The following is a 21,157-nucleotide window of genomic DNA, read 5'->3' as shown; positions in this document are numbered from 1 at the left end:
CGCGTCGGTCCGCACCCCCGCCCTTCGCTAGCATGGCCGCTATGACTGCTGCGGCGACCGCCATCGGGATCGACATCGGGGGAACGGGCATCAAGGGGGCCTCGGTGGACCTGGCCGCGGGCACCCTGCTCAGCGACCGGATGAAGCTCGCCACTCCCCCGGGAGGCACGCCGAAGGACATCGTCGCCACCGTCCAGCAGATCCTCGAGAAGATCCCGGACCTGCCCTCGGACACCCCGGTCGGCATCTGCTTCCCCGCCGTCGTCGTCCACGGACGGACGATGTCGGCGGCGAACGTGTCGGACGAGTGGATCGGCCTCGAGGCCGAGAAGCTCTTCGAGGACGCGATCGGCAGGAACATCTTCTTCGTCAACGACGCCGACGCGGCGGGCTACGCCGAGTCGCGCTTCGGAGCGGCGAAGGACAAGAAGGGCCTGGTCATCATGACCACCCTCGGCACCGGCATCGGGACGGCGCAGATCCACGACGGGATCCTCATCCCCAACGCCGAGCTCGGCCACCTCGAGATCCACGGCGGCGACTACGAGAAGAAGGCCTCGTTCGCCGCCAAGGAGCGCGACGACCTCGACTACAAGCACTGGGCGAAGCGCCTGCAGCGCTACTACTCCCACCTCGAGGCGCTGCTCTGGCCCGATCTCTTCATCGTCGGCGGCGGCATCTCCAAGCACCACGACGAGTTCCTCCCGCTGCTCGACCTGCGCACCCCGATCATCCCGGCGGCGCTCCGCAACAACGCCGGCATCCTCGGCGCGGCCGCACTCGCAGGGCGGGGCTGAGTCTTTTTCCTCGGCGGTCCCCGCCCGCCGAGGCGCGGTCGGCCTCGGGAGGTGACGCGATCCGGGGAGCGGGGTGCGGACGGCTACGGCGAAACGCTGGCACGCGTTTCGCCGGTTCGCCTGGTGCGTGGCGCCACGGCGGACGGACGTGATCAGACTTTCAGGGTTCAGCGGTCGCGGTGAGCCAGGACGGGGGCGGGGGCACCTGGTCCTCGGGGTCGATCCGCAGCGGCGTCTCAGGACCGTCCTCCGGGACCGTCGCCTGCCGGACGTCGTGCTGCGCCGCGTCGTCCGCAGGAGGCAGCGCGAGAGATGGACTGCGCCAGTCTTGACGAGTAGCCGCGCAAGGGTGTATCGAGACCCGGGAACCGCCCCCGCAGGCCGTCGCGCTGACTGCGGGCGGGAGCGCGAAGAAACCGGCGGAGACGCGAGATGCCCCGCCGGGGCGGGGCATCTCGTGGCGAAGGGGTCGGCTGATACGCCGGGTTCTGTTCACGCCGCGCCTCTCGGCGGGCGCTGGACGGCCATCTCTCTCGGAGCCACGTCGCCGTGACCCTCCAGCGGTCTACCCGAGGACCCGACGAGCAGCCGCATCGTCCTCTGTCTGACCTTGCTCCGGGCGAGGTTTACCGAGCGGACCGGATCACTCCGGCCCCTGGTGGTCTCTTACACCACCGTTTCACCCTTACCGCCGGCCGGAGCCGACGGCGGTCTGTTCTCTGTGGCACTGTCTCGCGGGTCTCCCCGGGTGGGTGTTGCCCACCGCCCTGCTCTGCGGAGCCCGGACGTTCCTCGGCACCACGGCTCTCGCCGCGGTGACGCGACCGTCTTGCCGGCCCGTTCGCCCGTCCAGTGTAAGGCTCAGGCGAGGGTGGACTCCTCGCCGCGCACCAGGATGCAGCCGCTGTCGGGGCAGAGGACGACCTCGTCGGGAGCGGAGGCGCGGATCCAGGAGAGGTCCGACTCGGTGAGGGCCACGCCGCTCCCCTCCGACACCTTCCCGCGGAGGAGGGCCGCGCCGACTCCGTAGCGGGCGCGCTGCTTCTCGTACAGCTCGACCAGGTCCTCCGGAAGGGTCGTCACCAGGTCCGCCCGGTCCCGGGCGAGCGCCTCCTGCTTGTCGCGGAGCTTCTCGGCCTGCGCGTCGCGCTCCTCGGCGAGGGTCCCGAGCGAGGCGACGACCTCGTCGCGCTCGGCCTGAGCCGCGGCGACCTCGGACTCGATGCCCTCGATCCGCTCCATCAGGGTCAGCTCGATGTCCTCGAGGTCTCCCCGTCGCTTCACGAGGGAGGTGATCTCGCTCTCGAGCGCGGCGATGTCCTTGGCCGCGGATGCGGTCTGCAGGCGGTCGCGATCGCGGGTGAGCCGCTTCTCGACCACGCTGACGTCGGACTCGATGCGCCCGAGCTCGGTGCGCACGTCCTCGAGGCGCCCTGTGCGCTCGGCGAGGGAGCGGCGGGTCTCGTTGTCGCGGGCCTGCATCGCCTGGATCCGCGCGATCTGCGGGAGCGTCGCGAGGGCGTGGCGCAGCTGCGCGCCCCTCGTGTCCAGACTCGCCAGAGTCAGGAGTTCGCGCTGGTGTGCGGGGCTGGCTTTCACGTGGCGGTCCTCGTTCCCGGCGCGCAGTACGGGCGCGCCGCGTCCATTCTCCCGTGCCCGCGGCGGGTCAGTGCACGATCGCGAAATCCCACGGGTCGGTGCGGGTCTCGCTCACCTCGACGGTGACCGTGGGCAGGGCCTCCCGCAGCGCGGTCGCGGCGACGTCGAGCCACAGCCACTCGCTCGCCCAGTGCGAGACGTCGATGAGGGCGGGGCCGGTGCCGTGCAGGGCCTTCTCGCGCGCCTCGGAGGCCGGGTGGTGCCGGAGGTCGGCGGTGATGAAGACGTCGCTCGTGCGGACGGCGGGGGCGTCCAGGAGGGAGTCCCCCGCTCCCCCGCAGAGCGACACGCGGCGCACGGGTGTCTCGTAGGCGCCCGCGACCCGCACTCCCCCTGCGGTGGCCGGCAGGAGCTCGGCCACGGCTCCGGCCAGGCGTCCGAGCGTCACCTCCTCGGGCAGATCGCCCACCCGGCCGAGCCCGACCGACGGGTCGGCGCCCGGGACGATCGGAGTCGTGCCGGTCAGGCCGAGGCGGGTCGCGATCACGTCCGAGACGCCGTCCGCGACGATGTCGGCGTTCGTGTGGGCCGAGATCAGTGCGCAGCCGCCCCGGACGAGGTCCGCGAGCAGGCGGCCCTTGTAGCCGTCCTCGGCGATCGAGGTGACGCCGCGCAGCAGCAGCGGGTGGTGCGCGACCAAGAGCTGGTATCCGCCGTCGACGGCCTCCGCGACGGTGTCGGAGACCACGTCGACCGTGAGCAGGATCCGCTCCACCGCGGCGTCGGGGTCGCCGGTGACCAGGCCGGGCGCGTCCCAGCTCTCGGCGGCCGCCTCGGGCCAGAGACGGTCGATGACGGCGTGGACGTCGCGCAGTGAGGGCATGCGTCCAGGGTAGGGCCGCTCAGGGCGGGTGGTCGGTCTCCACGGCGCGGATCCCGGCGTCGGCCGCCGCGTCCAGGTCGGCTCGCGGGTGGTCGTCCGACTCCAGCAGGAGGAGGGTGATGCCGCCGTACTGCTCGATCTCGAGCAGGCCCGCGACTCCGGAGGCGGCGAGCACGTGGCCGCCGATCCCTCCGGTGGTGTCGACGACGTGCGTGTGCAGGCCGGCGACGCTGATCCCCTGGAACGGCTGCGGGCCGACGAAGCCCAGCAGCGTGCCCTCGACGCCGGTCAGCCGGACCTCGTGCTGGTCGCGCATCGCGTCCGCCAGGCGGCGGTAGGGCTCCGCCTGCGCGATCGGCCGGCGCAGGGTCGGCGTCTCCACCGCGCGCGCAGGCGGACGCCGACGAAGACGTCCGGACAGGGCACGAGCGAGCGCACCGCGGCCGGTCCGCCGAACGGCGCGATCAGGAGCCGTGGCGGCGCACGGTCGGTGGTCCGTGCTTGCCTGGGGACCATGAACGAGTACCTGCCCTGGGCCGTCGAGGCCGCCCTGCTCCTGGCCCTCCTCATCACGGTCGTCACCGGCCGCCGACGGCGCACTGCGGCGAGAGCGGCGGCGGAGCAGGCCGCGGAGGAGGCCGCGGAGGAGCACCAGCGCACGATCGCCGAGCGCGACCGGAGCCACGAGGCGGCGCTCAAGGCACTGACGCGCGCGCGCGACGCCGAGCGCGACCTCAGTCGGAACGAGCTCGAGACGGCGCAGGAGGAGGTCGAGCAGACCCGTGACGCGCTCGCCAGGACCTGGAGCAGCGAGGCCGTCTCGCACACCCTGATCCGGGAGGCGTGCGCCTCGGCGGGGCTGTCCGGCGTCCTCGCCACGAACGTCGTCTTCGTACCGGTCGACGCGCGCACGACGCGCCGCTTCCTCGCGCAGATCGACCATCTGCTGCTCACCCGGCACGGCGCGCTCATCATCGAGGCCAAGTACTGGCAGGGGGTCGTCTTCGACGGCGTGCGACCCGGTACTGTCCACCCCTCCTACGGCGTCCTCCTCGACGAGGACGCCCTGCCCGAGGCCTTCGCGGTTCAGATCGCACCGGGGACGGTGTCGCGGTGGACGGTGCGCACGCATGTCGAGCAGCACGTCCCCGCCCGGCAGGTCCGGATCCAGGCCGCGAGGCTCAAGGAGCACCTGGCCCTGAACGGTCTGCCCACGCCGTGGTTCGAGACAGCCGTGCTCTACAGCCACCCCGACGTCAGGACGTACGCGCCCGGATGGCAGGGCACGGGAGCGGCACGGACGAGGATCGTGACGGGAGTCGACGAGCTGACGGACGCTCTGGCCGATCTCGCACGGCGCCCGAACACCACGATCGGGGAGGACGCCTGGGGCGAGCTCTCCGGATTCCTCGCCGGATGCGGCGGCCATGTGGAGCCGGTCGGGCCGACGCGTGCGTGACCAGCAGGGGGACCCGGCGGCCGGGCGGGTACGGTCATGACCGGCCTGAGCCGGACAGGACGGCGCCAGACCCTGTAGCGCCGTGAACGACGAAGGTCCGCACTCCCGGAGGAGCGCGGACCTGTTCGGTGGATCCGAGGGGATTCGAACCCCTGACCCCCTGCATGCCATGCAGGTGCGCTACCAGCTGCGCCACGGACCCGTGTTTTGTTCTGTCTTGCTTCGTACTGTCTTTCGCTGTCTCCGCCCGGCGGAAGCAACTCGAATAAACTACAACACGATTCGCGTGAAGTGAAATCGAGCGCTGTCGCCGGGCGTGTTCGTCAGTTCGAGGACGTCGACGAGTCGACGGCGACGGGCTGCTCGAGGGTGAACGGCACCGTCGGGCAGTCCTTCCAGAGGCGCTCGAGCGAGTAGTACATGCGGTCCTCCTCGTGGAAGACGTGCACGACGAGGTCGCCGAAGTCGAGGAGGATCCAGCGGCCCTCCGCACGGCCCTCGCGGCGCAGCAGCTTGGCGCCGGAGTCGTTCAGGCGGTCCTCCACCTCGTTCGCGATCGCGACCACGTTGCGCTCGGAGCGGCCGGTGGCGAGGAGGAAGATGTCGACCAGCGGCAGCGGCCCCGAGACGTCGAGGGCGACGAGGTCCTCACCGCCCTTGGAGTCGGCGGCGGTGGCCGCGAGCTGGAGCAGGGCGCGGGCGGAATCGGTCGCAGTCATGAAGCCTTCAGTGTCGGTGGTGGAGATCAGAAGATGTTGAGCACGAAGCCGCCGATGAACAGCGCGATCGCGCCGACCAGCAGGACGGCCGCGGTGATCGCGAGGACCACCGGGACGCTCACGCCGGCGCGCTTCTGCGGCGCGATCATCGAGGTGCCGGCGGCGTGGGTGGAGACGGCGCTGGACGCCCGGACCGGCTCGGACTCGCCGACGGGCTGCTCGCGGTCGATGCGGTCGACGTAGCGGTCCACATCGGGCGAGTCGTAGAGGTTCGGGTGCTGGCCCGTGGAGCCGAGGCTGCGCGGGAGGTCGAACGAGCCGGTGACGAGGATCTCCCCCGTGTCCGTGCCGACTGTCGCGCCGGGGCCCGTGGTCGGCAGGATCAGCGCGTTGGTGGTGGTGACGGCACCGGTAGCGGCGACTCCGCTCGCGATGAGGGAGTCAAACGAGGCGTCCACCTCCTCCTTCGACTTGCTGTCGAGTTCCTCGGTGATGGCGAGGTGCTCGATCGGCGGCTCGAAGCTCCCGGTGATCTCGGTGGCCTTCTCGTCGGCGATGTCGAGGGATCCGCCCACCGACGCGAAGAGCGCGGTGTTCAGGTGCGGCTGCTCGGGCTGCTCGCCGGCCGTCGGCTGCTCGTCGTCCGCGTCCCGCTCGTCGGAGGCGTCCGCGGACGGCGTCTCGTCGTCGGAGGAGGAGCTCTCGATCTCGGCCTCGTGCACCTCGGCCGCGTCGGCGTCCGCGGTCGCATCGGTGGCGGACTCGTCCGCCTCCTCCTCGGACGCCTCGGGGGCGTCCTCGGTGACGACGTCCTCGTCGCCCTCCGGCTCCTGCTCCGCTGCGCCCTCGGGCACCGGCTCCGCATCACGGGACTCGTCGGCCGCCTCGATCACGGGGACCGCCCCGGTCGGCGGGAGCGCCGAGGCGCGCTCGAGGGCGCCCTCGACGTCGTCGGAGCGCTCGTCGTCGGACCGCTCCTCGTCGGCGGGCGGCTCCGCCTCCGGTGCGGCGGCGACCTTCTCCGCCTGCTGCTGCGCCAGCAGTGCGCGCAGCTCCCGACGGGTCAGCTGGCGGCCCGTGGCGTTCTCGGTGGCGACGATCTCCATCGAGGAGGTGCGCAGGTCGGGCTCGCTCGCGGGGCTCGGCTCGACGGGGGTGATCCGCAGGGCCTGGGTGGGGGTCAACACCGGCATGTCGCCGGCGGTGGTGGCGGTCGCGGTGGCAGCTCGGCGGGACGTCGTCGGAACGGCGGCAGTCGTGGCCGCACCGGCCTCGCGCCTCTCGCGCTCGCGGATCTCGCGCCGGGTGAGCGGCTTCTCCTCGGGCTGAACTGTCATGACGTGCTCCGATACAGGTGGTGCTTCGAGATGTACTGGACGACACCGTCGGGAACCAGGTACCAGACCGGATGACCCCGGTTGACGCGGCTCCGACAGTCGGTCGAGGAGATCGCCAGTGCCGGAATCTCCAACAAGGATACGTCCTGGGCCGGCAATCCCGAAACGTTGAGGACGTGCCCCGGCCGGCTGACGGCGACGAAGTGGGCCAGCTCCCACAGCTCGTCATAGTCCTTCCAGCTCAGGATCTGAGCGACCGCGTCCGCGCCGGTGATGAAGAACAGCTCGGCGTCGGGGTGCGCGGCGTGGATGTCGCGCAAAGTGTCGATCGTGTAGGTCGTGCCGATGCGGTCCACGTCGACTCGGCTGACGGTGAAGCGCGGGTTCGACGCCGTCGCGATCACCGTCATCAGGTACCGGTGCTCGGCGGAGGTCACCGTCTTCTTGTGCCACGGCTGGCCGGTGGGCACGAAGACGACCTCGTCCAGGTCGAACGACTGGGCCACCTCGGAGGCGGCGACCAGGTGACCGTGGTGGATCGGGTCGAAGGTGCCGCCCATCACGCCGATGCGCGGACGCCGCGGGCCTCCGCTCGCGGCGGACGTCACGATCGCTGGGCTCCCCGCCTAGTGTCCGTGACCGTGCTGGTCGTGGGAGCCGGCGCCGGTCTTGTGCGAGTGGCGGTTCGCCACGTCGCGGTAGCTCCAGGTGACGAAGCCGAGGGCCGTGAAGGCGACGGCGGCGATCAGGCCGAAGACGATCGGGGGGAACGGCAGCTCCGTGTGGGCCGCTGCTTCGGCGAGGACGGTCATCGCGAGGGACATGCAGTGCTCCTTGGAGGTCGTGGTCGCCCCGGCGGGGCTCCGACGAGTCTACCCGGACGCCGCTCGACGCCGGATCGCCGGTCCGGGCGCTAGGCGCGGACCTGTCCCGCGCCGCGCAGCAGCCACTTCGTGCTGGTCAGCTCGGGAAGACCCATGGGGCCCCGAGCGTGCAGCTTCTGCGTCGAGATGCCGACCTCGGCGCCGAACCCGAACTCCCCGCCGTCGGTGAAGCGGGTGGAGGCGTTGACCATCACGACCGCGGAGTCGACCTCGGCGAGGAAGCGCTCGGCGCTCCGGAGGTCGTTCGTCACGATCGACTCGGTGTGGTGGGTGGAGTACCGGTCGATGTGGGCCATCGCGGCGTCGAGGTCGTCGACGATCGCGACGGCGACGTCGAGCGAGTAGTACTCCGCGGACCAGTCCTCATCGGTGGCGGGCACCGCGTCGGGCCAGAGCGCCGCGACGCGCTCGTCGCCGTGCACGGTCACTCCCGCTTCCGCGAGCCGACCGAGGACGGGCGAGAGGAGGCGCTCGGCGGCGTCACGGTGGACGAGGAGGGTCTCGAGGGCGTTGCAGGTGCTCGGACGCTGCACCTTGGCGTTGTGGACGATGTCCACGGCCCACTGCTCGTCGGCACTGGCGTCGAGGAAGACGTGGACGACTCCGGCGCCCGTCTCGATCACAGGGACCGTCGACTCGGTCACGACCGACTCGATGAGGCCCGCGCTCCCCCGCGGCACCAGGACGTCGACGTAGCCGCGCGCTCGCATGAGGGCCTTCGCGCCCTCGCGGCCGTGGTCGTCGACCGTCTGCACCAGCTCGGCGGGCAGCCCGACGGAGGCGACGGCCTCCTGCAGCAGCTCCACCAGGACGCGGTTCGTGTTCTCCGCGGCCGAGCCTCCGCGCAGGATCACGGCGTTCCCGCTCTTGAGGGCGAGCGCCGCGATGTCGATGGTGACGTTCGGGCGCGCCTCGTAGATCGCTCCGACCACGCCGAACGGGACCCGCACCTGGGTGAGGGAGGCGCCGTTGGGCAGGTTCGATCCCCGCACCGTCTGCCCGACCGGATCGGTGAGCCCGACGACCGCGACGACGGCGTCGGCGAGGGACCCCAGGCGCGCCGCATCGAGGCGGAGGCGGTCCTGCAGGCCCGCGCTCATCCCGCTCTCGCGGCCCCGCTGGAGGTCGAGCTCGTTCGCCGGGACGACGCGCTCGGCGCTCGAGCGCACCGCGTCGGCGATGGCGAGCAGAGCCCGGTTCTTGAGGTCGGTGGTCGCACTGCGGAGGGAGCGCGACGCGACGCGGGAGGCGGCGAACCGCTCGGTCAGCGCACTGCTGTCGGGGGTCGTCTGCGGCATCCGGCCAGTGTAGAGGCAGACGACCCCGGCGGCGGGAGTCAGCTCTCCTCGCCGGCCTCCGTGCCGTCGCCCTCGTCGGCGACGCGCCAGACGCCACCCTGGCGCTCGCGCTCGAGCTCCGCGCGCGCCTCGGCCTTGGCGTCCATCCGCTCGAAGTAGTCCTCGCGACGCTCGTTGCGGGTCTTGCGCCGGTTGTCCTCGAGGCGGAGGTCCGTTCCGCGGGGCGCGGTGATGAGCTCGGCCGTCGAGGTGAGGGTCGGCTCCCAGTCGAAGACGACGCCGTCGCCGGGGCCGATGACGACGGTGGAGCCGGCGACCGCTCCGGCCGAGAAGAGGCCGTTCTCGACTCCGAGCTTGGCCAGGCGGTCGGCGAGGAAGCCGACGGCCTCGTCGTTCGTGAAGTCGGTCTGCGCCACCCAGCGCACGGGCTTGGTGCCCAGGACCCGGTAGACGTTGCCGTACGAGCCGCCCTCGACCCGGATCTCGAAGTCCTTCTCGTCCACGGCGCGGGGGCGGATGGTGATGCGCTCCACCCGCGGCACAGCGGCGAGCTCGAGGCGGTGCTTCTCGACGATCTCGGCGAGGGCGAACGTCAGCTGGCGGAGTCCCGAGTGGCTGACCGTCGAGATCTCGAAGACGCGGTAGCCGCGGCCCTCGAGGTCGGCCCGGACGAAGTCGGCCAGCTCCTGGGCCTCGGGCACGTCGACCTTGTTGAGCGCGATCAGCTGCGGGCGCTCGATCAGCGGCACCTGTCCGTCGCCGACGGGGTACGCCGCCAGCTCGCCGAGGATGATGTCGAGGTCGGTCAGCGGGTCGCGGCCGGGCTCGAGCGTGGCGCAGTCGAGCACGTGGACGAGCGCGGTGCAGCGCTCGACATGGCGGAGGAACTCCAGGCCCAGGCCCTTGCCCTCGCTCGCGCCCTCGATGAGACCGGGCACGTCGGCGACGGTGAACCGCGACTCCCCCGCCTGCACGACGCCGAGGTTGGGCGCGAGGGTCGTGAACGGGTAGTCCGCGATCTTCGGCTTGGCCGCCGAGATCGCCGCGACGAGGCTCGACTTGCCCGCCGAAGGGAATCCGACGAGCGCGACGTCCGCGACGGTCTTCAGCTCGAGGACGACGTCGCCCTCCCAGCCCGGCGTGCCGAGCAGCGCGAAGCCGGGCGCCTTGCGCTTCGTGGTGGCGAGAGAGGCGTTCCCGAGCCCGCCCTGCCCGCCCGGAGCGATGACGAACCGGAGGCCGGGCTCGTCCATGTCGATCAGCTGGTCGCCGTCCGGCGACTTGACGACCGTGCCGACCGGGACGGGGAGCTCCATGAGCTCGCCGTTCCCGCCCGCGCGGTGGTCGCCCATGCCGGGACCGCCGTTCTCGGAGCTGCGGTGCGGGTGGCGGTGGTAGGCGAGCAGCGTCGTCGTCTGCGGGTCGGCGACGAGGACGATGTCGCCCCCGTGCCCGCCGTTGCCGCCGTCGGGGCCGGCGAGCGGCTTGAACTTCTCGCGACGGACGGAGACGCAGCCGTTGCCGCCGTGGCCGGCACGCAGATGCAGCGTGACGTTGTCGACGAAGGTGACCATGGTGTGAATCCGTCCGTGAGTGCGTGCGGCGCCGGGATGCCGGCGCCGGGGGGCTATGCCCCGGTAAACGCGCAAGGGGCGAGCCGAAGCCCGCCCCTTGCGTCCTGTGCCTGTGCGGCCGAGGAGGTCGACCCTACTGGGCGGCCGCCACGATGTTGACGACCTTGCGGCCGCCCTTGCTGCCGAACTCGACAGCGCCCGCCGAGAGGGCGAACAGGGTGTCGTCGCCACCGCGTCCGACGTTCGCGCCGGGGTGGAAGTGCGTGCCGCGCTGGCGGACGATGATCTCGCCCGCGTTCACGACCTGGCCGCCGAAGCGCTTGACGCCGAGACGCTGCGCGTTCGAGTCGCGACCGTTGCGAGTGGAGCTCGCGCCCTTCTTGTGTGCCATTTCTCATCTCCTCGAGACCGGGGGGCCGCAGCCCCGTGCTGTTGCCCTGCAGGGCGATGGCTCGCTCCGCAGGTCAGCTCAATTCCTTTGCAGGACTACTTGATGCCAGTGACCTTGACGCGCGTGAGGTCCTGACGGTGCCCCTGGCGCTTCTTGTAACCGGTCTTGTTCTTGAACTTCTGGATGATGATCTTCGGACCACGGAGGTCCTCGAGCACCTCGGCGGTGACGGTGACGCCCGCGAGGGTCGCCGCGTCCGAGGTGATCGACTCACCGTCGACGAGCAGCACGGCAGGAAGCTGCACGGTGCCGTTCTCGTCGGCCTTGACGCGGTCCATCGTCACGATGGTGCCGACCTCGACCTTCTCCTGCCGACCGCCGGCGCGCACAACTGCGTAAACCACTTCTCGTACCTGTTTCTCGTCTGGACGGAGCGGAGGCCTCGTCCGGGGCTTGTAGGGACGGGGCTGAGCCCCGGTCTTCCGGTTCGTACCCGTCTCCTCACGACACGAGGGAACCGGCACCGCGGCCCGCGCCCCGTGAGGGGCGGAGCGACAACGGAAATCTGCGTGAGCACATGGATCGCGCCACACCAACGGTCAAGAGTACGGGATCCGCGCTCCACGGTCAAACGCACACGACTGCGAAGCCGTGTCCGCCCGACCGGCGACCCCGTCACGATAGTCGAGGAGGAGGCGCGTGGACGGACGGCGCGCCGCCTACGATCGGGGAATGGCCATCCTCGTCGACGCCGCGCGCTGGCCGGCGCACGGCCGACTGTGGGCGCACCTCGTGAGCGACGTCTCGCTCGAGGAGCTCCACGACTTCGCGCGCCGCCTCGGCGTGCCCGAGCGCGGCTTCGACCTGGACCACTACGACGTGCCCGAGGAGCGGATCGACGAGCTCGTCGCCGCGGGCGCGGTCCCCGTCGGCGCGCGGGAGCTGGTCGAGCGGCTGAGGCGGAGCGGGCTCCGCGTCCGCGGGCGCGACCGGGACGCCGAGAGGGCCCGGCGCCGGCTCTCGCCGGGCACCGGGCCCTCCTGACACCGGGTCGCGCTACTGGTCGGCGCGGCGCGGGGTCTGCTCGGGGATGACCGCGACTCCGGTGAGCGCGGCCGTCGTGACGCGCCGGCTCTTCGCACGGCCCTGGCCGGGCTGCTTCGGAGCCGGCAGAGCGTCGAGCACGGAGTCGAGCAGGTGCTCGGCGACCTCGCTGCGGACGCGGCGCGGAGGCGTGACCGGCGCGATCGGGATGTCGAGGATCGGCGCGGCAGCGGCCGGCTCGATCTCCTTCTCGACCGGGGTCTCGACGGGAGCCGGCTCGACGGCCGCCGTCTCGGCGGCCTCCTGGCGCGGCTCGCGGTCGCGGCTGCGACGACGGCGCTCGCCCCGGGCGGGACGCTCGCCGCGACGGCTCGGCGCGGACGGCTGCTCCTCGGGTGCCGTGGCGGACTCCTCCGGCGCCATGGCCTCGACGGTCTCGGCGGCGTCCTCAACCAGCGCGGCCGCCTCCTCCGCCGCCTGGCGCACGGCCTGGGGGTGGATGGTGCTGGCGGCGATCTGCGCGAGCGCGTTCTTCGCGTCGTCCGTGATGGCGTGGGTGCTGACCGGCTTGGTCGCCGACGCGCCCTGCCCGTTCTGCCCGCCGTTCGAGCGCCCGGAGGCGGCGGGCTGCTGCTCGCCGCCCTTGCCCCGGCGGCGCTGCTCCTGCTGCGGAGCGGCGGTCGACCGGTGCTTGAGCACGGGGTCGTGGTGGACGATGACGCCGCGTCCGGCGCAGATCTCGCAGTTCTCGCTGAAGGTCTCGAGCAGTCCCAGGCCCAGCTTCTTGCGGGTCATCTGCACGAGGCCGAGCGAGGTGACCTCGGCGACCTGGTGCTTCGTCCGGTCGCGGCTCAGGCACTCGACCAGGCGGCGGAGCACGAGGTCGCGGTTGGACTCGAGCACCATGTCGATGAAGTCGACGACGATGATGCCGCCGATGTCGCGCAGGCGCAGCTGGCGGACGATCTCCTCGGCCGCCTCCAGGTTGTTCTTCGTGACCGTCTCCTCGAGGTTCCCGCCCGAGCCGACGAACTTGCCGGTGTTGACGTCGACCACCGTCATCGCCTCGGTGCGGTCGATCACGAGCGAGCCGCCGCTGGGCAGCCACACCTTGCGCTCCAGCGCCTTCTCGATCTGCTCCGTGATGCGGAACTCGTCGAACGCGTCCTTCTCACCCGTGTAGACCTCGACGCGCTCGAGCAGATCGGGTGCGACCTGACTGAGGTAGAGCTCGATGGTCTCGCGGGCGTCGTCGCCGGCGATGACCATCTTCTCGAAGTCCTCGTTGAAGACGTCGCGGACGATCTTGATCAGCAGGTCCGGCTCGCTGTGCAGGAGAGCGGGAGCCTGCCCGGTCGCGGCCTTCGCGCTGAGAGCCGTCCACTGCGCGGTCAGGCGCTCGACGTCGACGGTCAGCTGCTCCTCCGTGGCGCCCTCGGCCGCGGTCCGGACGATGACGCCCACGTTCTCGGGCAGCACCTCCTTGAGGATCTTCTTCAGGCGGGCGCGCTCGGTGTCCGGGAGCTTCCGCGAGATGCCGTTCATCGAGCCGTTGGGCACGTAGACGAGGTAGCGGCCGGGGAGCGAGATCTGGCTCGTGAGACGGGCGCCCTTGTGGCCGACGGGGTCCTTCGTGACCTGGACGAGGACCCGGTCGCCGGGCTTGAGCGCGAGCTCGATCCGGCGGGGGCCGCCGGCGTTGTTCGCGGCGTCCCAGTCGACCTCGCCGGAGTAGAGCACGGCGTTGCGCCCGCGTCCGATGTCGACGAAGGCGGCCTCCATGCTCGGGAGGACGTTCTGCACGCGGCCGAGGTAGACGTTGCCGATGAGCGACGCCTCCTGCGAGCGGGCGACGTAGTGCTCGGCGAGGACGCCGTCCTCGAGCACGCCGATGCGGATGCTGTCCTCCTTCGAGCGGACGACCATGACGCGGTCGACGGCCTCCCGGCGGGCGAGGAACTCGGACTCGGTGACGACCGTGCGGCGCCGGCCGGCGTCGCGGCCGTCGCGGCGGCGCTGCTTCTTGGCCTCGAGGCGGGTCGAGCCCTTGATGCGCTGCGGCTCGGTGATGAGCTCGGGCTCGCGGGCCTCGCGCTGCTCGCGCGGCTGGCGGACCCGGACGACGGTGTTCTCGGGGTCGTCGGAGCCGGACCTCTCGCTCTCGCCGCTGCGGCGGCGCGAGCGGCGGCGGACGGAGCCCTGCTCCTCGGCCGGGCTCTCGCGCTCGTCCTGGACGCCCAGCGGCGCACCGCGGGGAGGCAGCGGAGCCAGCTCGACGTAGTCGGGCAGGACCGGCGCCTGGAACAGCAGCGACGGGCTCGGCAGTGCGGGCCGTCGCGGCTCCTCCTGGTCGGCGCCCGGGGTCTGCGGGAGGGCGTTGAAGAACACCGCGCCCGTCGACGTCGACGGCTCGGCCGCCTCCGCGGCGCTCCCGGTCTCGGGCAGCTCGGTGCCCTCGGCTCCGGTCTGGTCGGTCTCGTTGCTGTCGATGATCGTCTCCCCTGTCGCTGGCGCGCTCGACTCGGTCCGCCGGCTCGCCCGGCGGCCACCGAAGAGGCGGCTGATCTTCCTGGCCCCGCTGCGGGGCCCGTCGCGGTCCGGATCGGATCCGCTCGTACTGTTGTCTTCCACCATTCCTGGTGCACTCCTCGGCCGGGTCGTCCGCCGCGTCGTCTTCCCGGATGCTTCTCTCGTGCGAGGGGCCTCGGCCCGCCGCGAATCCTTCCGCTCCCCCGGTCCCGTCGCGCTCGTGGCGCGGGACTCCGGTTGCAGCTGCACTCTCGGAACTGACTATCCGACACGCGCTCCTCCGCGGTGCGACCTGCGGTCGACTCCCGGCGGAGCGGAGATCCGGCGCGTCCATTCGCGGAACGCTGTCGATCTCCTGTGGCCCGGTGCTCGCCCGGTAAACCTTCTTCGCGTCGATGCGGGGTCCCCCGGACCGACGGCTCCGATTATCGCACGCATTCCCAGAGGCGCCGATCCGGCGCGTGCCATAATCCCCCGGTGTCCAGCGATCCCGGGGTGCGCGACGCCCCCATGCAGCAGCGCCCCGTCCTCTTCGCCGTCCTGCTGATCGTCCTCGGCGTGATCGGCTGGACCGCCGCCTTCGCCCTCACGAACGACAAGTTCGCCGCTCTCGAGAACCCCGATGCGGGCCTCGGCTGCGACTTCAGCCTGCTCGTGCAGTGCAGTGCGAACCTGAACTCGGCGCAGGGCGCGGTCTTCGGCTTCCCGAACCCCCTCATCGGCCTGGCGGCCTGGATCGCGCCGATCGTGGTGGGGCTGGGCCTGCTCGCGGGCGCCCGGTTCGACCGGTGGTTCTGGGCGGCCTTCAACGTCGGCTTCCTGCTGGCCCTGGTGTTCGTGGGCTGGCTCATCGCGACGAGCGTCTTCGCGCTCGGAACGCTCTGCCCCTGGTGCATGCTCACCTGGGCCGTCGTCATCCCGGGCTTCTGGCTGGTGACGCTCCGCAACCTCCGTGAGGGCGTGTTCCCCGTCCGCGCCGGAGTGCGCCGCTTCGCCGGTGCCGCCTACGGCTGGGTCCCGTTCATCACGCTGCTCTGCTACCTGCTGATCGCGGTGATCGCGCAGGTGAGGCTGAACGTGCTCGCCTACCTCTGACGGACGTCGTCAGAGGCAGGCGGCCGAGCGGCTCAGGCGAACCAGAGGCCGAGCTCGCGCGCGGCCGACTCCTCGGAGTCGGACCCGTGCACGAGGTTCTGCTGGACCTTGAGGCCCCAGTCGCGGCCGAGGTCGCCGCGGATGGTGCCGGGAGCGGCCGTGGTCGGGTCGGTGGTGCCGGCGAGGGCGCGGAAGCCCTCGATCACGCGGTCGCCCGCGATGCGCAGGGCGATGATCGGGCCGCTCTCCATGAACTCGACGAGCGGCTCGTAGAAGGGCTTGCCCTCGTGCTCGGCGTAGTGGGCGGCGAGCAGCTCGCGGTCGGCCTCGACGAGCTTCACGTCGACGAGGGAGTAGCCCTTCGCCTCGATGCGGCGGAGGATCTCGCCGGTGAGGTTGCGGGCGACGCCGTCGGGCTTGACGAGGACGAGGGTCTCCTGGGTGGCCATGGTTCAGCGGTCTCCTTCGGTGGGGTCGGTGGGCTCCGCCGCCCGGCGCGTCTGAGCGTCGAGGCGGGTGCCGGTCACCATGCAGTACGTCCACAGCGCCACGAAGGCGGCGCCGATCACGTACATGATCGGGACCAGCAGGCCCGAGGCCACGATAACGAACTGGAGCACCCAGCCGATGCGGAAGCCGACCGGCCGGTTCAGCAGGCCCAGAGTGGCGACGAGCGCGAGGCAGACCACCGCTCCCCCGACCAGCACGACCACGGGGTCGGCCGCCTTCAGCCCGAAGGCCACCAGGGTGGCGAGGAAGACGATGACCGCCTCGAAGCCGAGCACGATCGAGCCGAGGCTCTCCCGGACGGTCCGCGAGCGCCGCGGGCGTCCGGCCCTCACGCGCCCAGCCAGTTCTCGTCGCGGGCCGCGGTGATCGTGCGGCCGACGAGGGTGATCGAGCCCGTGACCAGCAGAGCGCCCTTGTCGGTGCGCGCCGCGAGGACGCGGCCGGCCGTGAGAGCACCCAGCGGGTCGTCGGCGACGCGGACCGCCTCCTCCGGGAACACGGTGCGGGCGAGCGCGGCGAGCTCCTCGGCGGGCATCGCCCGATCGCTCGGCGCCGTGGTCACGATCAGCTCGTCCACCACGGGGCGGAGCTCCCGGAGGATCCCCTCGGCGTCCTTCTCGGCCAGCACGCCGAGGACGGCCGTCACGCGGTCGAAGTCGAAGTAGCGGCCGAGAGCGGCGGCGAGGGACGCGGCCCCGTGCGGGTTGTGCGCCGCGTCGACGACGGTGCGCGGAGCGAGTCCGACGAGCTGCAGGCGGCCCGGGGAGGTCGCGGCGGCGAAGCCCTCGTCGAGGACGTCGCCGGTGAGCTCCTGCGTCCCGCCTCCCAGGAACGTCTCGACCGCGGCGACGGCCACGGCGGCGTTCTCGGCCTGGTGGTCGCCGAAGAACGGCAGCAGCAGCTGCTCGTACGTGGTGACGAGTCCCCGGACGGTGACGACCTGGCCGCCGACGGCGACGGTCGTCGACTCGACGTCGAACTCCGCCCCCTCGACGACGATCGTCGACTCGGTGGCCTCGGCCGCGTGCCGCAGCACCGCCTCCGCCTCCGGGACCTGCCTCGCGGAGACCACCGAGGCGAGCGGCTTGACGATGCCCGACTTGGTGCGCGCGATCTCCTCGATCGTCGAGCCGAGGCGGTCGGTGTGGTCGAGGGCGATCGGCGTGAAGACGGCGACCTGCGCGTCGGCGACGTTCGTCGAGTCCCACTCGCCGCCCATCCCCACCTCGACGACGGCCACATCGACCGGCGCGTCGGCGAAGGCCGCGTAGGCCAGGACGGTGATCGCCTCGAAGAAGGACAGCGGCGCCTCGCCCTGCTCGGCCAGCTCGGCGTCGGTCATCCGCAGGTACGGCTCGACGTCCTGCCAGTTGTCGGCGAGGCTCCGGTCCGAGATCGGCTCTCCGTCGATGACGATGCGCTCGTTGAAGCGCTCGAGGTGCGGACTGGTGAACAGGCCCACCCGCAGCCCGTGGGCGCGCAGCAGGCTCTCGATCATCCGGCTGGTCGAGGTCTTGCCGTTGGTTCCGGCGATCTGGATCACCGGGTAGGCGCGCTGCGGGTCGCCGAGGATCTCGACGGCGCGCCGGGTCGGAGCGAGGCGCGGGCGGACGCTCGCCTCGCCCAGGCGCTCCAGCAGCGCGGCGTAGACGGCGTCGGCGGCCGCGCGGTCGGCGTCGTCCGGCTCGAACGGATCAGACATCGGCGGCCTCGACCTTCTCGACGCGGATGATGGCGGTGCCCGCGGGGCCGAAGGCGATCGCGCCCTCGCCGCCCTCGAGAGCCGTGGTGAGCGGAGTGAACGCGCATCCGGTCGCGAGGGTCTCCTCCGCGATCCAGAGCGCGTGCGGCTCGAGCGCCTGCAGGCTCGGCTCGTCGAGCACGACCTCCAGGACGATCCGGTCGCTGACCTCGAACCCGGCCGCCTTGCGGGCGTCCTGCACCGCGCGGATGAGGTCGCGGGCGAGCCCCTCCGCTTCGAGCTCGGGGGTGGTCGCCGTGTCGAGGAGCACGAAGCCCCCGCGCGGGAGCAGGGCGATGGCGCGGTCGTCGCCGGCCGAGCCGCCGACCTCGAGCGTGAGCTCGTACTCGCCCTCGACCAGCTCGACGCCGCCGGCGGTGACGACGCCGTCCGTCTCGCTCCAGTCGCCGGCCTTGGCGGCCCTGATCACGGTCTGCACGCCCTTGCCGAGCCGGGGCCCGGCGGCGCGCGCGTTGACCGCGAGACGGGAGGTGACGCCGTAGTCGGCGGCGCTGGAGTCGACCAGCGGCACCAGCGACACCTCCTTCACGTTCAGCTCGTCGCGGAGGATCGCCTCGAACGGCGCGAGCTCGGCGGCGTCGGCGACCACCACGGTCAGGCGCGCGAGCGGCAGGCGGACGCGGAGCCCGGCCTGCTTGCGGAGGGAGAGCGCGGTGGACGAGATGCCGCGGACCGCGTCCATCGCGTGCACGAGCGCCGGGTCGGCGGGGAACTCGTCCGCCTCCGGCCAGTCGGTGAGGTGGACGCTGCGGCCGCCGGTCAGGCCCTGCCAGATCTGCTCCGTGACGAGAGGCAGGAGCGGGGCGGCGACGCGGCACACGGTCTCGAGGACCGTGTAGAGCGTGTCGAACGCCTCCGATCCGCGGCCGTCCTCGTCGACGCCCTGCCAGAAGCGGTCGCGGGAGCGGCGCACGTACCAGTTCGTGAGCACGTCGCTGAAGTCGCGGAGCGCGGCGGCCGCGAGCGTGGAGTCCAGCGCCTCGAGCCAGCCGGTCACGGTCTCGACCAGATCGCGGGTCTTGGCCAGCAGGTAGCGGTCGAGGACGTCCTCGGAGCCGGTGCGCCTGGTCGCCTCGTAGCCGCCGCCCGCCGAGGCGTTGGCGTAGAGGGAGAAGAAGTACCAGGTGCTCCACAGCGGCAGCAGCACCTGGCGGACGCCCTCGCGGATGCCCTCCTCCGTCACGACGAGGTTGCCGCCCCGGAGGACCGGGCTCGACATCAGGAACCAGCGCATGGCGTCGGAGCCGTCGCGGTCGAAGACCTCGGCCACGTCCGGGTAGTTGCGCAGCGACTTGGACATCTTCTGCCCGTCGTTGCCCAGCACGATGCCGTGGCTGACCACGTTGCGGAACGCCGGGCGGTCGAAGAGCGCGGTGGAGAGCACGTGCAGCGTGTAGAACCAGCCGCGTGTCTGCCCGATGTACTCGACGATGAAGTCCGCCGGGTTGTGGGTGTCGAACCAGTCCGCGTTCTCGAACGGGTAGTGCACCTGGGCGAAGGGCATCGATCCGGAGTCGAACCAGACGTCGAGGACGTCGCTGATCCGGCGCATCGTCGAGCGCCCGGTCGGGTCGTCGGGGTTCGGGCGGGTCAGCTCGTCGATGAACGGCCGGTGCAGGTCGTCCGGGCGCACGCCGAAGTCGCGCTCCAGCTCGTCCAGCGAGCCGTAGACGTCGATCCGCGGGTACTCCGGGTCGTCGCTCTTCCACACCGGGATCGGCGAGCCGAAGTAGCGGTTGCGGCTGATGGACCAGTCGCGCGCGCCCGAGAGCCACTTGCCGAACTGGCCGTCCTTGACGTTCTCGGGGACCCAGGTGATCTCCTGGTTGAGCTCCTCCATGCGGTCGCGGATCGCGGTGACGCGGACGAACCAGCTCGAGACCGCCTTGTAGATCAGCGGATTGCGGCAGCGCCAGCAGTGCGGGTACGAGTGCTCGTAGCTCGCCTGGCGGAGCAGCCGGTGGTCCGCGCGCAGGAGCTGCGTGAGGGGCTTGTTCGCGTCGAAGACCTGGAGACCGGCGACCTCGCTGATCTGCGGCAGGAAGCGGCCGCCGTCGTCGACCGAGATGATGACGGGGATGCCCGCCGCCTCGCAGACCTTCTGGTCGTCCTCGCCGTAGGCGGGCGCCTGGTGCACGATGCCGGTGCCCTCGCTGGTGGTCACGTAGTCGGCGACGAGGATGCGCCACGCGTTCTGCGTGCCCCAGGCCTCGGTGTCCGCGTAGTGGTCCCAGAGGCGGTCGTAGCTGATCCCCTCGAGCTCGGAGCCGCGGTGGGTGCGCGAGACGGCGGCCAGGGCCGACTCCGCGTCCGGATAGCCGAGGTCCTTCGCGTAGGCGCCGACCTGGTCGATGGCGAGCAGGTACTCGGCCGAGAGCTCGCGCTCCTCGGGCTCGCCCCTGCCGTCGGCCGCGCCGTTCGGGCCGGCGGGGACGACCGCGTACTCGATGTCGGGCCCGACGGCGAGCGCGAGGTTCGTCGGCAGCGTCCACGGCGTCGTCGTCCACGCGAGAGCGCGGACCGCCGTCAGCTGGAGCGCCTCCGCCGTCTCGCCGACCAGCGGGAAGGTGACGGTGACCGTCTGGTCCTGGCGCATCTTGTAGACGTCGTCGTCCATCCGCAGCTCGTGGTTCGAGAGCGGCGTCTGGTCGCGCCAGCAGTACGGCAGCACGCGGTGGCCCTCGTAGGCGAGGCCCTTGTCGTAGAGCTGCTTGAACGCCCAGATCACCGACTCCATGAAGGTGGGGTCGAGCGTCTTGTAGTCGTCGTCGAAGTCGACCCAGCGCGCCTGGCGGGTGACGTAGTCCTGCCACTCCCCGGTGTAGCGCAGCACCGACTCCTTCGCGGCGGCGTTGAAGGCCGCGACGCCCATCTCCTCGATCTGGGACTTGTCGGTGATGCCGAGCTGCCGCTCCGCCTCGAGCTCGGCGGGCAGGCCGTGGGTGTCCCAGCCGAAGCGGCGGTGCACCTGGCGTCCGCGCATCGTCTCGAAGCGGGGGAAGACGTCCTTGGCGTAGCCGGTGAGGAGGTGCCCGTAGTGCGGCAGGCCGTTGGCGAACGGCGGGCCGTCGTAGAAGACCCACTCCGGCGCTCCCTCGCGCTGCCGGATCGACTCCTGGAAGGTGTCGTCCGCCTTCCAGTACGCGAGCACGCGCTCCTCGATCTCCGGGAAGCGCGGCGACGGGGACACGCCCCGGCCGAACGCGGAGCCCTCGGCGGGCTCGGCTCCGTGCCGGTGGTGATGGTGCCTGGATGGGGGCTCCGGGGCGAGTCGCC

General features: G+C 71.8%; 20 protein-coding genes, 1 tRNA gene and 1 other RNA gene. 4 read left to right on the top strand and 18 right to left on the bottom strand.

Features of this window, described 5'->3' with window-relative positions; all coding sequences use genetic code 11:
* Positions 1-41 precede the first annotated feature (41 nt).
* Positions 42-797 carry a polyphosphate--glucose phosphotransferase gene (gene ppgK / locus C5D09_RS14760; RefSeq protein ID WP_104223672.1) on the top strand — a complete coding sequence of 252 codons (756 nt, stop codon included), beginning with the start codon at positions 42-44 and terminating at the stop codon, positions 795-797.
* Positions 798-1,258: 461 nt separating this feature from the next.
* On the opposite strand, the gene rnpB is transcribed toward ppgK, so the two are convergent.
* The 4 genes from rnpB to C5D09_RS17605 all read right to left on the bottom strand — a co-directional run bounded on the left by rnpB (position 1,259) and on the right by C5D09_RS17605 (position 3,661).
* Positions 1,259-1,637: RNase P RNA component class A (gene rnpB / locus C5D09_RS14755), an RNA gene on the bottom strand.
* Positions 1,638-1,658: 21 nt separating this feature from the next.
* Positions 1,659-2,396, bottom strand: coding sequence for a zinc ribbon domain-containing protein (locus C5D09_RS14750; protein ID WP_104226713.1), 738 nt, complete (start codon positions 2,394-2,396; stop codon positions 1,659-1,661).
* A 67-nt stretch (positions 2,397-2,463) separates the two neighbouring features.
* Positions 2,464-3,279 carry a Nif3-like dinuclear metal center hexameric protein gene (locus tag C5D09_RS14745; protein ID WP_104226714.1) on the bottom strand — a complete coding sequence of 272 codons (816 nt, stop codon included), beginning with the start codon at positions 3,277-3,279 and terminating at the stop codon, positions 2,464-2,466.
* 19 nt (positions 3,280-3,298) lie between these two features.
* Positions 3,299-3,661, bottom strand: a complete 363-nt coding sequence (locus C5D09_RS17605) for an acetolactate decarboxylase (protein ID WP_181135061.1) — start codon at positions 3,659-3,661, stop codon at positions 3,299-3,301.
* Between the two features lie 132 nt (positions 3,662-3,793).
* On the opposite strand from C5D09_RS17605, the gene C5D09_RS14740 reads away from it, so the two are divergent.
* A complete protein-coding gene (locus tag C5D09_RS14740; RefSeq protein ID WP_181135060.1) occupies positions 3,794-4,738 on the top strand; it encodes a nuclease-related domain-containing protein in 945 nt (314 codons plus the stop codon).
* Positions 4,739-4,867: 129 nt separating this feature from the next.
* On the opposite strand, the gene C5D09_RS14735 is transcribed toward C5D09_RS14740, so the two are convergent.
* From C5D09_RS14735 to rplU, 9 genes are all read right to left on the bottom strand, one after another.
* A tRNA-Ala gene (locus C5D09_RS14735) sits at positions 4,868-4,940 on the bottom strand.
* Between the two features lie 121 nt (positions 4,941-5,061).
* The gene (rsfS, locus tag C5D09_RS14730; protein ID WP_104223676.1) at positions 5,062-5,457 is read right to left on the bottom strand and encodes a ribosome silencing factor; all 396 of its coding nucleotides are present in this window, start codon (positions 5,455-5,457) and stop codon (positions 5,062-5,064) included.
* 26 nt (positions 5,458-5,483) lie between these two features.
* A complete protein-coding gene (locus C5D09_RS14725; protein ID WP_104223677.1) occupies positions 5,484-6,794 on the bottom strand; it encodes a hypothetical protein in 1,311 nt (436 codons plus the stop codon).
* The gene (gene nadD / locus C5D09_RS14720; protein WP_104223678.1) at positions 6,791-7,402 is read right to left on the bottom strand and encodes a nicotinate-nucleotide adenylyltransferase; all 612 of its coding nucleotides are present in this window, start codon (positions 7,400-7,402) and stop codon (positions 6,791-6,793) included. Before nadD ends, C5D09_RS14725 begins: the two co-directional genes overlap by 4 nt.
* Before the next feature lie 18 nt (positions 7,403-7,420).
* Positions 7,421-7,618, bottom strand: a complete 198-nt coding sequence (locus C5D09_RS14715; RefSeq protein ID WP_104247267.1) for a hypothetical protein — start codon at positions 7,616-7,618, stop codon at positions 7,421-7,423.
* Between the two features lie 89 nt (positions 7,619-7,707).
* Positions 7,708-8,976 carry a glutamate-5-semialdehyde dehydrogenase gene (locus C5D09_RS14710; protein ID WP_104269635.1) on the bottom strand — a complete coding sequence of 423 codons (1,269 nt, stop codon included), beginning with the start codon at positions 8,974-8,976 and terminating at the stop codon, positions 7,708-7,710.
* Between the two features lie 38 nt (positions 8,977-9,014).
* The gene (obgE, locus tag C5D09_RS14705; RefSeq protein ID WP_104223681.1) at positions 9,015-10,550 is read right to left on the bottom strand and encodes a GTPase ObgE; all 1,536 of its coding nucleotides are present in this window, start codon (positions 10,548-10,550) and stop codon (positions 9,015-9,017) included.
* A gap of 133 nt (positions 10,551-10,683) precedes the next feature.
* On the bottom strand, positions 10,684-10,941 hold the full coding sequence (gene rpmA / locus C5D09_RS14700) for a 50S ribosomal protein L27 (protein ID WP_068209107.1): 258 nt from the start codon (positions 10,939-10,941) through the stop codon (positions 10,684-10,686).
* Positions 10,942-11,036: 95 nt separating this feature from the next.
* Complete coding sequence (gene rplU / locus C5D09_RS14695) at positions 11,037-11,345, bottom strand: 50S ribosomal protein L21 (RefSeq protein WP_104223682.1); 309 nt, start codon at positions 11,343-11,345, stop codon at positions 11,037-11,039.
* Positions 11,346-11,673: 328 nt separating this feature from the next.
* Here rplU and C5D09_RS14690 point away from each other — a divergent pair, with 328 nt between their 5' ends.
* Complete coding sequence (locus C5D09_RS14690; RefSeq protein WP_104226718.1) at positions 11,674-11,985, top strand: DUF4031 domain-containing protein; 312 nt, start codon at positions 11,674-11,676, stop codon at positions 11,983-11,985.
* A 12-nt stretch (positions 11,986-11,997) separates the two neighbouring features.
* Here the strand turns inward: C5D09_RS14690 and C5D09_RS14685 are convergent, their stop codons facing one another.
* On the bottom strand, positions 11,998-14,619 hold the full coding sequence (locus tag C5D09_RS14685; protein ID WP_104269634.1) for an Rne/Rng family ribonuclease: 2,622 nt from the start codon (positions 14,617-14,619) through the stop codon (positions 11,998-12,000).
* Between the two features lie 372 nt (positions 14,620-14,991).
* Here C5D09_RS14685 and C5D09_RS14680 point away from each other — a divergent pair, with 372 nt between their 5' ends.
* Entirely contained in the window at positions 14,992-15,609 is a 618-nt protein-coding gene (locus C5D09_RS14680) for a vitamin K epoxide reductase family protein (protein ID WP_374953285.1), read from the top strand.
* A 32-nt stretch (positions 15,610-15,641) separates the two neighbouring features.
* Here C5D09_RS14680 and ndk read toward each other — a convergent pair whose 3' ends face one another.
* From ndk to ileS, 4 genes are read right to left on the bottom strand one after another with little or no spacing between them, the layout of a single operon-like run.
* Complete coding sequence (ndk, locus tag C5D09_RS14675; RefSeq protein WP_104267223.1) at positions 15,642-16,058, bottom strand: nucleoside-diphosphate kinase; 417 nt, start codon at positions 16,056-16,058, stop codon at positions 15,642-15,644.
* Positions 16,059-16,061: 3 nt separating this feature from the next.
* Positions 16,062-16,451 carry a DUF4233 domain-containing protein gene (locus C5D09_RS14670; RefSeq protein WP_104262805.1) on the bottom strand — a complete coding sequence of 130 codons (390 nt, stop codon included), beginning with the start codon at positions 16,449-16,451 and terminating at the stop codon, positions 16,062-16,064.
* Entirely contained in the window at positions 16,448-17,821 is a 1,374-nt protein-coding gene (locus C5D09_RS14665) for a folylpolyglutamate synthase/dihydrofolate synthase family protein (RefSeq protein ID WP_104223687.1), read from the bottom strand. The genes C5D09_RS14670 and C5D09_RS14665 overlap by 4 nt, the downstream gene beginning before the upstream one ends.
* On the bottom strand, positions 17,814-21,071 hold the full coding sequence (gene ileS / locus C5D09_RS14660; protein ID WP_104269633.1) for an isoleucine--tRNA ligase: 3,258 nt from the start codon (positions 21,069-21,071) through the stop codon (positions 17,814-17,816). Before ileS ends, C5D09_RS14665 begins: the two co-directional genes overlap by 8 nt.
* Between the last annotated feature and the right edge of the window lie 86 nt (positions 21,072-21,157).

It is taken from the genome of Rathayibacter sp. AY1C9 (genome assembly GCF_002932315.1).
GTDB lineage: Bacteria > Actinomycetota > Actinomycetes > Actinomycetales > Microbacteriaceae > Rathayibacter.
Note: the sequence above shows the minus strand (reverse complement) of the source record. Positions and strands in the feature narration are given on the sequence as shown.